At 38.1% G+C, this 14,330-nt stretch carries 14 protein-coding genes; 12 read left to right on the forward strand and 2 right to left on the reverse strand.

The features are described from left to right. Window positions 1–19 precede the first annotated feature (19 nt). The 5 genes from ACJG85_RS10605 (at window position 20) to ACJG85_RS10625 (ending at window position 4,853) form a co-directional block, all read left to right on the forward strand. A complete protein-coding gene (locus ACJG85_RS10605; RefSeq protein ID WP_412476384.1) occupies window positions 20–781 on the forward strand; it encodes an NlpC/P60 family protein in 762 nt (253 codons plus the stop codon). 55 nt (window positions 782–836) lie between these two features. Further along, window positions 837–2,213 (forward strand): alpha-amylase family glycosyl hydrolase, encoded by a 1,377-nt coding sequence (locus tag ACJG85_RS10610; RefSeq protein ID WP_409677820.1) that lies wholly within the window; start codon window positions 837–839, stop codon window positions 2,211–2,213. Window positions 2,214–2,339: 126 nt separating this feature from the next. Continuing rightward, window positions 2,340–3,119, forward strand: coding sequence for an MlaE family ABC transporter permease (locus ACJG85_RS10615; protein WP_409677822.1), 780 nt, complete (start codon window positions 2,340–2,342; stop codon window positions 3,117–3,119). Window positions 3,120–3,122: 3 nt separating this feature from the next. Next, complete coding sequence (locus ACJG85_RS10620; RefSeq protein ID WP_412476385.1) at window positions 3,123–3,860, forward strand: ABC transporter ATP-binding protein; 738 nt, start codon at window positions 3,123–3,125, stop codon at window positions 3,858–3,860. A 9-nt stretch (window positions 3,861–3,869) separates the two neighbouring features. Next, window positions 3,870–4,853 (forward strand): MlaD family protein, encoded by a 984-nt coding sequence (locus ACJG85_RS10625; RefSeq protein WP_409677826.1) that lies wholly within the window; start codon window positions 3,870–3,872, stop codon window positions 4,851–4,853. A gap of 45 nt (window positions 4,854–4,898) precedes the next feature. Here the strand turns inward: ACJG85_RS10625 and ACJG85_RS10630 are convergent, their stop codons facing one another. Both ACJG85_RS10630 and ACJG85_RS10635 read right to left on the reverse strand, forming a co-directional pair. Beyond that, entirely contained in the window at window positions 4,899–5,516 is a 618-nt protein-coding gene (locus ACJG85_RS10630) for a porin family protein (protein WP_412476386.1), read from the reverse strand. Between the two features lie 46 nt (window positions 5,517–5,562). Next, window positions 5,563–6,684 (reverse strand): cysteine desulfurase family protein, encoded by a 1,122-nt coding sequence (locus tag ACJG85_RS10635; protein ID WP_412476387.1) that lies wholly within the window; start codon window positions 6,682–6,684, stop codon window positions 5,563–5,565. A gap of 92 nt (window positions 6,685–6,776) precedes the next feature. Here ACJG85_RS10635 and ACJG85_RS10640 point away from each other — a divergent pair, with 92 nt between their 5' ends. The 7 genes from ACJG85_RS10640 (at window position 6,777) to ACJG85_RS10670 (ending at window position 14,301) form a co-directional block, all read left to right on the forward strand. Continuing rightward, window positions 6,777–7,727 carry a hypothetical protein gene (locus ACJG85_RS10640; protein ID WP_409677832.1) on the forward strand — a complete coding sequence of 317 codons (951 nt, stop codon included), beginning with the start codon at window positions 6,777–6,779 and terminating at the stop codon, window positions 7,725–7,727. Between the two features lie 61 nt (window positions 7,728–7,788). Further along, window positions 7,789–9,381 (forward strand): bacillithiol biosynthesis cysteine-adding enzyme BshC, encoded by a 1,593-nt coding sequence (bshC, locus tag ACJG85_RS10645; RefSeq protein WP_412476388.1) that lies wholly within the window; start codon window positions 7,789–7,791, stop codon window positions 9,379–9,381. 107 nt (window positions 9,382–9,488) lie between these two features. Continuing rightward, window positions 9,489–10,649 (forward strand): T9SS type A sorting domain-containing protein, encoded by a 1,161-nt coding sequence (locus tag ACJG85_RS10650; RefSeq protein WP_412476389.1) that lies wholly within the window; start codon window positions 9,489–9,491, stop codon window positions 10,647–10,649. Window positions 10,650–10,749: 100 nt separating this feature from the next. Beyond that, window positions 10,750–11,169 carry a nucleoside-diphosphate kinase gene (locus ACJG85_RS10655; protein ID WP_409677838.1) on the forward strand — a complete coding sequence of 140 codons (420 nt, stop codon included), beginning with the start codon at window positions 10,750–10,752 and terminating at the stop codon, window positions 11,167–11,169. A gap of 204 nt (window positions 11,170–11,373) precedes the next feature. After that, entirely contained in the window at window positions 11,374–12,456 is a 1,083-nt protein-coding gene (locus ACJG85_RS10660) for a PAS domain-containing sensor histidine kinase (RefSeq protein ID WP_409677840.1), read from the forward strand. Between the two features lie 101 nt (window positions 12,457–12,557). Then, a complete protein-coding gene (locus ACJG85_RS10665) occupies window positions 12,558–13,208 on the forward strand; it encodes a DUF2238 domain-containing protein (protein WP_409677842.1) in 651 nt (216 codons plus the stop codon). Then, the gene (locus tag ACJG85_RS10670; RefSeq protein WP_412476390.1) at window positions 13,195–14,301 is read left to right on the forward strand and encodes a hypothetical protein; all 1,107 of its coding nucleotides are present in this window, start codon (window positions 13,195–13,197) and stop codon (window positions 14,299–14,301) included. Before ACJG85_RS10665 ends, ACJG85_RS10670 begins: the two co-directional genes overlap by 14 nt. The last annotated feature ends 29 nt before the right edge of the window (window positions 14,302–14,330 follow it).

Raw genomic sequence — 14,330 nt, forward strand, 5'->3', positions numbered from 1 at the left:
AATCCTTAATCACTTTTGAATGTTTGCCATTTGTAACCTTGCCATAATTCCTTTACGAGCCGAGCCTAGTGATCGAAGCGAAATCGTTTCGCAAGTGTTGTTTGGTGAGCATTTTGAAATCTTGGAAAAACAAAACCAATGGGCCAAAATCAAACTCCAATACGACGATTATGAAGGTTGGGTTGATTCCAAACAATATCAGGTTATTTCGGAGAAGAATTTTAACGACTTATCCAAAGAAGCCATCATTTTAAATGCTGATTTGGTGGAATATGTGACCAATGCCAAAAACATGCTCTTGCCCATTCCGCTTGGTGCTTCGTTATCATTTTTAAACCATAGCGAGATTAACGTAGAGGGATTTGAATTTGAAGGATTAAAAACCAGTGGTATCAAACCCAAATCCGATTTAATTGCCACGGCTTACCAATACTTGAATGCCCCTTATCTTTGGGGTGGCAAAACACCTTTCGGAATAGATTGTTCAGGTTTTACGCAAATGGTATACAAACTGAATGGCTACCATTTATTACGCGATGCTTCACAACAAGCCGGTCAAGGCGATGCATTGAGTTTTATCGAAGAAAGTGAACCCGGAGATTTGGCTTTCTTTGACAATGACGAAGGCAAAATCATACACGTAGGCATCATGATGGAAAACAATTATATCATTCACGCCAGCGGTAAAGTCAGAATTGACAGATTAGACCATTTGGGCATATATAATGCCGAACAAAATCGACATACACACCGCCTCAGAGTCATCAAGAAAATAATTTAAACCAAAACTTTTGTTTTGGTTTTTTTTGTTAAATTGGCTTCCTAAAACCTTCTAAATGAAACTAATTTACAAGATTTCACTACTTAGTGTAAGCTTGCTTTTAGCAAGTTGTTTAAAAGAAAAAAATAACGAAGGCCGCTACCAACCCAAAGAATTTGTTGAAGTAAAACATCCTGAATGGAGCAAAAATGCCACTATTTACGAAGTGAACGTGCGACAATTTACTCCGGAAGGTACTTTCAAAGCTTTTGAAGCCCATTTACCCAGAATAAAAAAAATGGGAATCGATATCATTTGGCTCATGCCGATTCATCCGATAGGCGTTGAAAAAAGAAAAGGCACTTTAGGCAGTTACTATTCGGTGAAAGATTATTACGGTATCAATCCTGAATTTGGAACTAAAGCCGACTTCAAGCACTTGGTTGATAAAATCCACAGCATGGGTATGTATGTAATTGTAGATTGGGTTGCCAATCACTCTTCTTGGGACAATCCGTTAGCCAAAGAACATCCGGATTGGTACACCAAAACCGAAGAAGGGAATTTTCAACCCACACCATGGTATGATTGGGATGACGTGATTGATTTTGATTATGAAAACCCGGGTATAAGAAAATACATGACAGAAGCCATGGTGTATTGGGTAAAAGACTTTAATATTGACGGCTATCGTTGTGATACCGCAGGATTTATCCCAACCGATTTTTGGGACAATGCCCGAGCTGAAATGGACGCCGTTAAGCCCGTTTTCATGTTGGCCGAATGGGAATCAAGAGACTTGCACCAAAAAGCTTTCGATATGACTTACTCCTGGACTTTTTGGGACAAAATGGCCGCGGTTACCCGAGATAAAAAAAGCATCAGCGGTTTGGTGGAATACATGGCACACGATGTAAGCACCTTCCCGCGTGATGGCTATCGCATGCTTTTTACCGACAACCACGATATGAATTCATGGAACAAAAACATGGTTTATAACTTCGGTAACGGCTTAGAAGCTTCCATCGTTTTAACCGGAACAGTTAACGGAATGCCATTGGTTTACGGCGGACAAGAAGCCGGTTTAGATCGTTCACTTGCCTTTTTTGAAAAAGATTTAATCGATTGGAGTCAAATGCCTTATGAAGGTTTATTTAAAAAACTATTCGATTTAAAACACCGTAACCGTGCTTTGTGGAATGGTAAAGAAGGAGGCGTTATGGTTAGGATTTACAACGATAAAATGGAACAAGTGATTTCATTTTCTCGTACTAAAAACAAAAATAGGGTAATTCCCATTATCAATTACAGCGAAAAACCGGTAACCGTGAAACTCAATTCGAAACACCTGAATGGCACTTATACTGAAGTATTCTCAGGTAAAAAAATAGCCATAAAGGGTGATGATGTCTTTACTCTTAAACCTTGGGAATATATGGTTTTAGAACAATAAAACCTAAAATACAAAGATTTGAAGATCCACTTTTTTATGGTAAAAGTGGATTTTTTTATTGACCAATAAATAGTTCATTTGAGCATAATTCCCTATATTTGATAAGGATATGGCTTAATTTCAATTATGGATAACAATTATAAAGTTATAACATCACTCCAGAACTTTTTAATTGAAATTGGTGAGCTCTCCTATTTCACGGCTCGATTTTTCAAAGAGCTTTTCAATCCGCCTTTCGAACTCAAAGAATTTTTGCGACAATGTTACAACATGGGCAATCGCTCATTATTGCTTGTTAGCGTAACCGGATTTATCATCGGATTGGTTTTTACGCTGCAATCCCGACCTACCTTAGAAGAATTTGGCGCCGTATCTTGGATGCCTTCTATGGTCAGTATTTCTATTATCAGAGAGATTGGCCCTATCATCACTGCCTTAATTTGCGCCGGAAGAATTGGTTCGGGTATCGGAGCCGAACTCGGTTCTATGCGCGTTACCGAACAAATAGACGCCATGGAAGTTTCCGGCACTAATCCCTATAAATACTTGGTAGTAACTCGTATTTTAGCCACTACAGTTATGCTCCCAATTTTGGTGTTCTTTGGTGATGCTATTGCCATTTTCGGTTCGGCTATGGTAGAAAACATGAAAGGAAATGTTTCTTTCCTACTCTATTTCAATCAGGTATTCGACAGTTTGCAATTTAGCGATGTAATTCCAACAACCTTCAAAACGTTCTTCTTTGGCTTTGCCATAGGATTAGTAGGTTGCTACAAAGGATACAATTGTAAAAAAGGAACAGCAGGTGTTGGTTTAGCGGCAAATTCTGCCGTGGTTTACACTTCGATGTTGTTGTTCATCATCGATTTTATCGCTGTATTTGTCACTAATATTTTTTACAGTTAAGCCATGGAGAAAAAACCAATCATCACTATCAAAAATCTTCGCAAAAGTTTCGGCGACAATTGTGTCTTAGATGGTTTCAATATGAATTTATATGAAGGCGAAAACCTGGTGATTATGGGCAAATCAGGCTCGGGAAAATCAGTCATGATCAAATGTTTGATTGGCTTAGAAGAACCCGACAGCGGTACCATAACCGTAATGGGGAAAAACATCAACCAATTGGAACAAGGTGAATTAGACGAACTCCGAACTGAAATCGGATTTCTGTTTCAAGGTAGTGCATTATACGATTCCATGTCGGTTCGAGAAAATTTAGAGTTTCCGCTTCGCCGTCACACCAAAAAATTCGGCATCATCTATGATACTACTCCTATGGTAATGGAAGCCTTAGAAAATGTAGGTTTAACGCATGCCATCGATTTAATGCCAAGTGAATTATCCGGAGGAATGAAACGAAGAATTGCTTTGGCTCGAACCTTAATCCTGCAGCCTAAAATCATTTTATATGACGAACCTACCACAGGACTAGATCCGATAACTTCCAAAGAAATCATTATGTTGATGATGTCGATTCAAAAGAAATACAATACTTCCTCTATTATTATTACGCACGATGTTGATTGTGCGCGGGTTATCGCCAACCGTATGATATTATTAATAGATAGTATCAATTATGCAGAAGGAACATTTGAAGCTTTATCTACTTCAGACGATCCGAAAATTAAAGCCTTTTTTAAGTAAATTAGCCCTATGGAAAAAACAGCTTCTCAAAAAATCCGCCTTGGTCTGTTCGTTATTGTTGGCCTGACTTTATTTGTATTAACCATTTATTTTATTGGCAGTAAGCAACAAATGTTTGGCAAAACCGAGCCCTTAATCGCTGTTTTTAACAATGTTTCCGGTTTGCAATTGGGTAACAATGTGCGCTACTCCGGAATTAACGTTGGAACTGTACGTGGTATCGAGATTGTAAACGATTCAACCATTAATGTTGAGATGGAAATTGACAGAACTGTTTTTCTACACATCAAAAAAAATGCGGTGGCCACCATTGGTTCAGACGGATTAGTGGGCAGTGTTATCATCAATATCATTCCCGGTAAAGGCAATGCGCTTCCGGTACAACCCGGCGACTTTATCAAATCTAATAATCGGGTACGAACCGATGATATGTTGAATACTTTAAATGTGACTAATGAAAATGCGGCTCAGCTTACTGCCGATTTACTCAAAATTACCAATGATATTCACAACGGTAAAGGCACCATTGGTTTGCTGCTCCGTGACTCGGTTATGGCAAACGATTTGAAAGCTACCATTCACAATCTTAAAATTACCAGCCAAAAAACCAGTCAAACTATGGACAACCTGAATCGTCAAATAGCCGGTTTAGACCATAAAGACAATGTGATTGGCGTTTTAAAAGATACCGTGGTGGGCAATAAAATCAGGCATATAGTAACCAATTTGGATTCTTCGAGTCAAGAAATCACTAAAGTAGTGGCCAATTTAAACGCTACGATTTCCAATGCTAAAGACGGAAAAGGCGCAATTAACTATTTGTCCAATAACCCTAAACTGGTAAAGCAAATCGACTCGACGATGACCAACATTAATCAAGCCAGTCAGAAACTAAATGAAAATTTAGAAGCTTTGAAAAGCAATTTTTTATTCCGCGGTTATTTCAAAAAGCAAGAAAAGGCCAAAAAGAAAGCTGCTGCCGGAAAAAAATAAAAAAATCTGCTATAGAGCAGATTTTTATTCGACAACATTAATTTATTATTTGAGTAAAAAGTTGAGTCCGACATTAAAACTTGAGCGACTGTTAGTTACCCTTGAAAACTCATTTACTTTAAATATATCACTCATACCACCTTGCCCTTCGTATTCAAAAAACAATTTAAGTTTATCAGAAACCGGAATTTTCACTCCTATGCCCAAAGACAAACCAAAATCGGTGGAGTTGAAACTATCGGTAACATCGGTCCCGAAACGAACATCCTCAGCATTTAACAAAAATCCCATGTAAGGCCCAAATTCCAAAAACCAGTTTCTTTTGCGTCCAAAATGCCAATTGGCCATTACCGGAACGGTTAAATAGTTAATGTTGAAATCGGTTACATAATCAAATCCATTACTATCTTCTATAAAACCGTTGTCCCATCCTTTTTGGTCATAAATCAACTTACCTTTAATACTCCAGCGATCTGAAAAATAATAATCCATAGAACCACCTATGTTAAAACCATATGCGGTGTCGGCAGAAACATCAGAATTAGATACGGTAGAGTTGTTAAAACCAACATTAATGCCAAACTCAACAGCTCCTTTTTTTTGGGCAAAAACAACTGTAGTCAAACCCAAAGCAAACACAGTTACTAAAAGTATTCTTTTCATATTTAATAATTTAAGTGTATCAAATATAAAAAAATCAAACCGTAAATTAAACTTCCTGCAGCGCTTTAATTAAATAGTCGATATCCGCTTTAGTGTTGTAGTGACTAAAAGAGATACGCAAACTCGGTTTAGCCAAATCGGCTTCTGACAGCATTTCTGCCAATACATGAGATGGTTTTACACTACCACTCTGACAAGCACTACCACGGGAAACAGCAATCCCTTTCATGTCCAAATTGAATAAGATCATAGCCGTTTTTTCGGGTGAAAAAGGCAAAGCTACGTTCAAAATATTATAAAAAGTAGCTCCTCCGTTAACCTTTACTTCTGGAAAAACCGCTTGCAATTGAGTCAAGCAATAACCTTTCAAATCGGTTATATAGTTGGTTTCGACTTCTAAATGTTCATGCGCCAATTCCAACGCTTTGGCCATACCGGCAATTTGGTGGACGGCTTCGGTACCGGCACGCCAGCCTTTTTCCTGCTCACCACCGAAAAGCAAAGGTTGCAAAACCAAACTCTTGCGCACAAATGCAAAGCCAATGCCTTTAGGTCCGTGGAACTTGTGTGCACTCGACACTAAAAAATCAATCGCCACTTGTTGTAAATCGATTATCGTTTTTCCAACTGATTGTACCGTATCACAGTGAAATAAAGCATGATATTGCTGGCAAAGCGAGGCAATTCGAACCATATCGCTTATAACACCGGTTTCATTATTCACATGCAACAGTGATACCAAAGTTTTAACTTCAACTTGTAACAGTTCTTGCAATTGCGCATAGTCTAAACTACCATCGGGATTAACATTGAGGTAGTCGACTGCAATGCCGAATTCATCTTGTAGGGCTTTCACCGTATACAATGTAGCATGGTGCTCAACTTTAGAGGTAATGATTCTTTTTACACCAAAATCCTTCACTGCGCTTCTCAAAATCCAATTGGTAGCTTCGGTAGCACTGGAAGTGAAAACAATTTCAGATGCCGCACAATGCAGTAACTTGGCTATAGTTTTTCGTGAGGTTTCTATAACAGCTTTGGCACTTCTGCCGGAACTGTGTGTAGAAGAAGGATTACCGAAATCAGTTTGCATCACACGCACCATTTCGGCTATCACTTCCTGACGAATGGGCGTAGTTGCGGCGTTGTCGAGATATACTTTTTGCATGGTGCAAATATATAAAACGACTATCCTAATTAAATGATAAAAGATACATTTTGTAGGGTAAAAAAGTTATTTTTGCTAAAAATTTTCTATCCATGAAACGACTCTTAGGGATATTGACCACCTTACTTTTAATCACCGCTTGCGATGATGGCGATTTAACCGTAGACACTATTGACTTTAGCGAAGTTAACGCGCAAAAGTGTAGCAGCAAAGACGTTATTTATAAAGTAAAAGACAGCGAAATGCTGATTTTAGCCATACCGGTCAGTAATTTTGCCGACAATGAAACCCCTGAAGGCGATCCTATTGAAGTTAACATCAGTTCTTCTGTAGAAGTCATTTACCGCCAATACAATGGAGACGCCAGTGCCGACAACATCTGCCCTACCGTACCTTCTGCAACCCCTAATTTATTAGAAGAATGGAATGCCGTTGCCGGAACGGTTCAAATTACTACTACGGCTATAAAAACCGTAAATGCCACAACCGGCATTACACAAATCACCGGCTACAAACACTTTATCGTTTTTAAAGACATTACGTTCCAAAAACCTAACGGTACTCAAGTATACGAAACTTACACTTTTGGAAATTACACTACCAGTGTTGCACCTTTAGCTTTCGGTTTTGATGAAGAAGCCGGAAAAAGCACCTGTGACAATCGAATTTTTAATTTCAGCGGTGGCGAATCCTTTGTATTAGACTTAGCCGATTACAGTACGTTATTACAAAACGAAGTTACAACTACACCAAGAACAGCATTAATTAGTGCAACCAACAAAGCAACCTACCGTTTGTTTAACGGTACGGTTAACGATGCTTATTTTTGTGCAGCAACTACACCAAGTACACCTACTCTTTCTCAGGAATGGACCGCCAATGATGGTGTGGCCGGTGTAAGTGGCATTATAGAGGTAAGCACCACCACTTTCGGTTCAGGATTTCAGCACACTATTCGATTAAAAAAGGTCACCATGAGCAGAGGAAATACGAGCTTTTATTTGGGCGATGACTACCTTTACGGGTCGGTAATCACTCCTTAACTGAACGTTAAACCTTTTTATCTCAAAAACGGATTTCTGTACTTTTACCAAAAAATCACACATGCCAACCGACTGTATCAGCTATCAAAAATCAGGATATTTCTCTAAACTCATAGTAGATTATTTAGAGCAAAAGCCCGAATTGAAAGCCTTATACAACAGGTTTCCTACATTGGAGAACTTTCGATTACAAATAGCGGAAAAAGAGCTGGAATACAATAACAATGCTAACAGAAATACTTTAGTTCATTCTTTAGAACAGCAGTACCAAGGCTTTGTAATTTCGGAAGTTACCCAAAACAACCTCAAACTTTTATCCGATACTAAGACCTTTACGGTCACTACCGGACACCAACTGAATTTGTTCAGCGGTCCTTTGTACTTTTTGTACAAAATTGTGTCCACCATCAACCTTTGCAAGGAACTGAAACAAGCTTATCCTGATTATAATTTTGTACCGATTTACTGGATGGCAACGGAAGATCACGATTTTGCCGAAATCAATTACTTTCACTTCAAGCACGCCAAAATACAATGGCTTCGGGAAAGTAACGGACCGGTTGGCCGTTTGTCTACTGCTGGTTTAGAGGAAGTTTACAAAGTTTTTACCCAAGAGCTTGGCTTAGGCGATAATGCGAACTATTTAAAATCGTTGTTTGAGGAAAGCTATTTAAAGCATTCCAATTTAGCCGATGCCACCCGATATTTAGCCAATGAATTGTTCGGTAATCATGGCTTGGTTATCATAGATGGTGATGACAAAGCTTTAAAGCAACTTTTTGTGCCTTACGTTAAGCAAGAGTTACTACAGCAAACGGCTTTTGAAAAAGTCAACCAAACCAACGAAATTCTGAAAGAGTATACCATACAAGTTAATCCGCGTGAGATTAATTTGTTTTACATAGAAGACAACCTCCGTGAACGCATCGTTTTGGAAGACGGACTTTACAAAGTAAACCAAACTAACTTGGTTTTTACACAAGAGGAAATCTTGGCTTTAGTCGATTCAAATCCGGAAAAATTCAGCCCGAATGTTATATTACGACCGCTTTACCAAGAAGTTATTTTACCCAATTTGTGTTACATAGGCGGCGGCGGTGAAATTGCCTATTGGTTGCAATTGAAGTCGAATTTCGAAGCTAACAAAATCAGCTTCCCCATACTTTTAGTTCGCAACTCTGCCCTATTGGCTACAGAAAAACAATCGCAAAAAGCCGATAAGTTAGGATTGTCATGGGCCGATTTATTTAGCAATCAGCAAGAATTATTCAATCGAAAAACCCAGGAATTCTCGCAGTTCAACTTAGATTTTACCACACAAAAAGAACATCTTAAAAAACAATTTTCTGCTTTACACGAAATGGCATTACAAACAGACAGTTCATTTGGCAAGGCCGTAAAAGCTCAGGAAATGAAACAACTGAAAGGATTAGAAAACTTAGAAAAACGTTTACTCAAAGCCGAAAAACGACAACATGCTGATGCTTTAGAGCGCATCATTCAATTACAGAACGAACTCTTCCCCAATCAATCTTTACAAGAAAGACGCAATAATTTCTCTGAGTTTTACCTTGAATTCGGTCATGAATTCATCGATAAACTTTTCACAGAATTGCATCCTTTAGAACCTAATTTCACCACTATCTGTCTGTAAATCAGCATAAGTTTTCAACACGAAAACGTTTTCGACAGCATTTAATTGTCGCAACCAAGAAAACATTGACTAATTTTAAGTTACAATCAATCCTAAAATTAGTCTTTATGAAAAAAACATTACACTATTTGTTATTTGCCCTGATTGTATGGCAAGCCCATGCCCAAACCATTTCGATAGTCGGAACCGGAGTTAACGGTTGGCCTCCAACCAACGGACCGGAAATTACCCTATCCACAACCGATAATATTACCTACACTATTACCAATCTCACCGTTACTTCAGGTTTTGTAAAATTCCGCCAGGATTACAGTTGGACTACCAATTGGGGAGGCAACACCTTTCCCAGTGGACAAGGCGTACAAAACGGTCCGGATATTCCAACCGTAGCCGGAACTTATGATGTTACTTTAAACCGCGTCAACGGCACTTACACCTTTGTAGGTACGGCGGCTTTTCCGAGTATAGGAATCTGGGGTCCGGCAGTAGATTCGCAAAACGGTTATGCGGGAGCTGATGTAGATATGACTACTAACGATGGTATCACTTATACCCTTTCCGGTTTTAACTTTAGTAGTGGTAATGCCTATTTCCGTCAAGACAATGCTACCAATTTTGTTTGGGGAAGCACCGCGTTTCCTAATGGAACAGCCGTGCAAAACGGACCTTCGATTCCGATAACCGGTGGTGAATATTTTGTAACCTTTAACCGCAACACCGGTGCCTACAGTTTTGAGTATCCGAGTATTGGTATTTTAGGAAATGCCTTAAATGGTTGGGATGTAGCCGATACCGATTTGAGCACAACTAACGGCTTTAACTATACTTTAGCTAACGTAACGTTAAGCAATGGATTTGTAAAATTCAGAAAAGATAACAGTTGGTCGGTAAACTGGGGAAGCGCAGATTTCCCAACCGGAACAGGCGTTCAGGGCGGTCCGGATATTCCGATACCGGCAGGAACATATGACATTAGCTTTGAACGTACCTCAGGAAACTATGTCTTTACCTCAACGCTAACCCAACCCGAAAATCGTTTAAGTCAATTAAAAATATATCCAAATCCAACAAACAACCATTGGACTTTTACACATACTGTGGCTATCGAATTGATTGAATTGTATGATATTAGCGGAAAGGTATTGCAAAGCATAACTCCTAATGCGGCCGAGTTCACTCTCAACGGCGTTGACTTACCCAACGGAGTGTATTTTGTTAAAATAAAATCGGGAGCCGACTTTGGGATGCAGAAAATTATCAAAAATTGATAAGCGTTGTTTTTTGATAATGATTTAAAAACGTTACTTTTGCACGCGAAAAAGGCAAAGCGCCCAATACAGAAGTAAATTTAAATTCATTCATATCAAAATGGCAACAAACAGAACTTTTACCATGATTAAACCGGATGCTGTAGAAAAAGGACACATCGGTGGTATCTTAAATATGATTACTGAAGGTGGTTTCAGAATTGTAGCAATGAAATTAACGCAATTGACAGTAGCTGATGCTCAAAAATTCTACGCAGTACACTCAGAAAGACCTTTCTTTGGAGAGTTAGTAGAGTTTATGACTCGCGGACCAATTGTTGCGGCTATCTTAGAAAAAGAGAATGCTGTTGAAGATTTCAGAACCTTAATCGGTGCTACTAACCCGGCAGAAGCGGCTGAAGGAACCATCCGTAAAAAATATGCTACTTCTATTGGTGAAAATGCTGTTCACGGATCTGACTCTGATGAAAACGCTGCCATCGAAGGTGCTTTCCACTTTGCAGGAAGAGAGCAATTTTAATAAAAGGTAGCGTATAAAGTTACTCAAAGTATAAAAGTCCCGTTTCGTATTGAAACGGGACTTTTTTTTTTTGACAACAATACGGACTCAATCAAATGAACTAAACATTAATTTCAGCTTCACAAAGACAGTGAGATTTTTTTGATATTTGGCCTTGTAACAAAAAAACTATTGGCTATCTTTACGAATCTGATTTCTTACAAAATGAAAGATCCCCAACCCCAATCCAATCAGTACTGGACTGAAGTTTTTTTTGACATCTCAGCCGATCTTTTTTTTATAGCGGGATACGATGGTTACTTTAGAAAAGTTAATCCATCGGTATGCAAGCTGTTAGGCTATACAGAAGAAGAACTACTGGCCAAACCCATCAACGATTTTATACATCCCGACGATATTGAAAGAACCAACCAAGTGAGGGCGTTGGTTAAAAACGGTGAACCTTTGTTGCATTTTGAAAATCGATACCGAACCAAAAACGGAGATACCGTTTGGTTGGCTTGGACATCCATGCCTCACTTTGAACACGACTTAGTTTATGCCATTGCCAAAGATGTAACCTATCGCAAAAAAATTGATGAAGAGCGCAATAAACTTCTCACTAACTTAAAAAAAATCAATCAAGATTTAAAAAAAATAACTTACACTGCCTCACACGATTTACGATCTCCTGTGAACAATTTGCTTTCGGTTTTTGAGTTGTTAGATGTGAGCAAAATTAACGACCCGGAAACTTTAGAGCTAATCGAAATACTAAAAATCACATCCAATAGCTTAAAAGAAACCTTAAACAGTTATGTAGATAATATTGGGCACCAAGACCATTTACATATTATGATTGAGGAACTGTCACTTAGCCAAACGGTTCATAAGATATTGCAGTCTGTTCAATCACAAATCAACGAAGCTAAAATTACCGTGCAACTCAACTTTGAGGCTTTCGATACTGTATCATACAATAGAGTTTATCTGGAAAGTATTTTTATCAATCTTATTACTAATGCCATCAAATACCGACAACCCGGCATTATACCGGTTATTGCGATTAGTACTCAAATAGAAAATGGTGTTCGCCAATTGGTTGTGTCTGACAACGGTTGTGGATTCGATATAGACAAAGTTAAAAATAAGATATTCGGGCTTCACCAAACATTTCACGAACACAAAGACAGTCACGGTATCGGTCTGTATTTGGTGTACAATCACGTGATGGATATGGGTGGACAAATAGAGGTAAATAGTGAGATTGGAAAAGGAACCAGTTTTCTTATCAGTTTTAAAGATTAATGCTGAGCATTTAAATTGTTGTTACATCAGACTGATCAGCAACTATTGTATCATATTCCGTAAAATATTTTCTTTATATTCGCCTCTCTAAACCCTTACTTATGCCATTTACCTTAGCCATTTCTCTCAATCGTACGCCTTTTAAAAAAAATCCTTGGTTATGGATTTTTCTTTCGAGTTTTTCAGCTATTTGGATTAGTACTTTGGTAGGCACCAACGACCTCAACAATTGGTTACTTGAAAATACTTTAACCGTGATTTTCTTCTTGTTTTTATTGTTTAGTTACAAAAAATACCAATTCAGTGATCTGTCCTATTTATTAATCACTGTTTACTTGTGCCTGCATGTATATGGTGCCAAATATACCTACGCCGAAAATCCATTTGGCTATTGGCTCAAAGATTATATGGGCTGGGAACGCAATCATTACGACCGTATAGTGCATTTCAGCTTCGGATTTTTGTTGGCTTACCCAATGCGGGAATTGTTTTTAAAATGGGTGAAATACCCAACTATGGTGGCTTGGGTCTTACCTATAGAAATTACCTTGTCAGTAAGCGGATTTTATGAATTGATAGAATGGGCTGTGGCCGATATCTTTTTCCCTGCGCAAGGCGATGCCTACTTAGGGACACAAGGCGATATATGGGATGCGCAAAAAGATATTTTCTTGGCATTTTTAGGAGCCATTTTGGCTACTACTATAGTATCTGTTATTAAAAAAATATTCAAGTTGCATGAGATTAAATAAAACTTTGGGAATAGTAGTATTGTTGTTACAATTCTGTGTTGGACAAACCAATCAAATTAGTATTAAAAATTTGAATCCTGCTACAGAAGACTACCTTTTTCCGGAAGTTCACTCTACACCTGATACCAAAATAGGAGAAAAAATTAATATGTTTCTTCAACTGCAATACCTGCAACACGTTCCGGGTGTTTATAAAAAAAGTCCTTTTGAAACAATAACTTATAATGATCAAAAACTAAATGGCAGTTTTACCTTCTATGGCTGGACCAAAGAAAAAACACCAATCAATATTTTAAGTATCAGTATGAGTTGTGAATATAGTGGTGCTTATTTAGAAGGCTATGAATCCCATCACAATTTTGACGCACGCAACGGTAATACCATTTTGCTTTCGGATATCATACAACCTAACCAACAATTGAACTTAGCACAGCAAATTAACCAAAAGGTAAAAACAGAAATCAGCTCGTTTTTATCGGAAACGAGAAAAAACCTCCAAATAACCGACAGCACCAAACAACGGGAATTGTTCGATAGATACCAAGAACAAATCAATTTGTATGAAGATTGCTTGACATACTATTCCGAATACCAATTAGACGATTTTAATTTTTACTTTACACAAAGTCAATTACACGTTTTAAGAGGTCGTTGCTCAAGCCATGTGAACCGAGCCATTGACGACCTGTATGAGTTTGATATTCCATTCGATTATTCCGATCTGAAAGAATATCTCTCCGATTATGGGAAAAGTCTACTTTACAACACACCTGTTAATGGTGCTAAAAGCACTTCACCTATAGGTAAGATATTTAAAGGAACCATTGGGAAAAATGCCGTTACTATGGTAATTCCACAAATCAATTACGATGATTCCTTAACCATAACCTATTGGTACGACAAATACAAAACTCCTATTGAATGCAACGGTACGTTAAAAAACAATCACTTTTATTTGATGGAACAGAGTACCGACGACTTTTCAGGTTTGATAGGTATTATTGAAGCCGATTGGAATAACGAAACCATCAAAGGCGTTTGGATTAATAATAAAAATAAAAAAGAATACCCGATAGTACTAATGACCTATTAAGATTTTTTTTGAAGTATTGATAACTTTTG

The sequence above is a fragment of the Flavobacterium mekongense genome, assembly GCF_047038255.1.
In the GTDB taxonomy this organism is placed as follows: domain Bacteria; phylum Bacteroidota; class Bacteroidia; order Flavobacteriales; family Flavobacteriaceae; genus Flavobacterium; species Flavobacterium mekongense.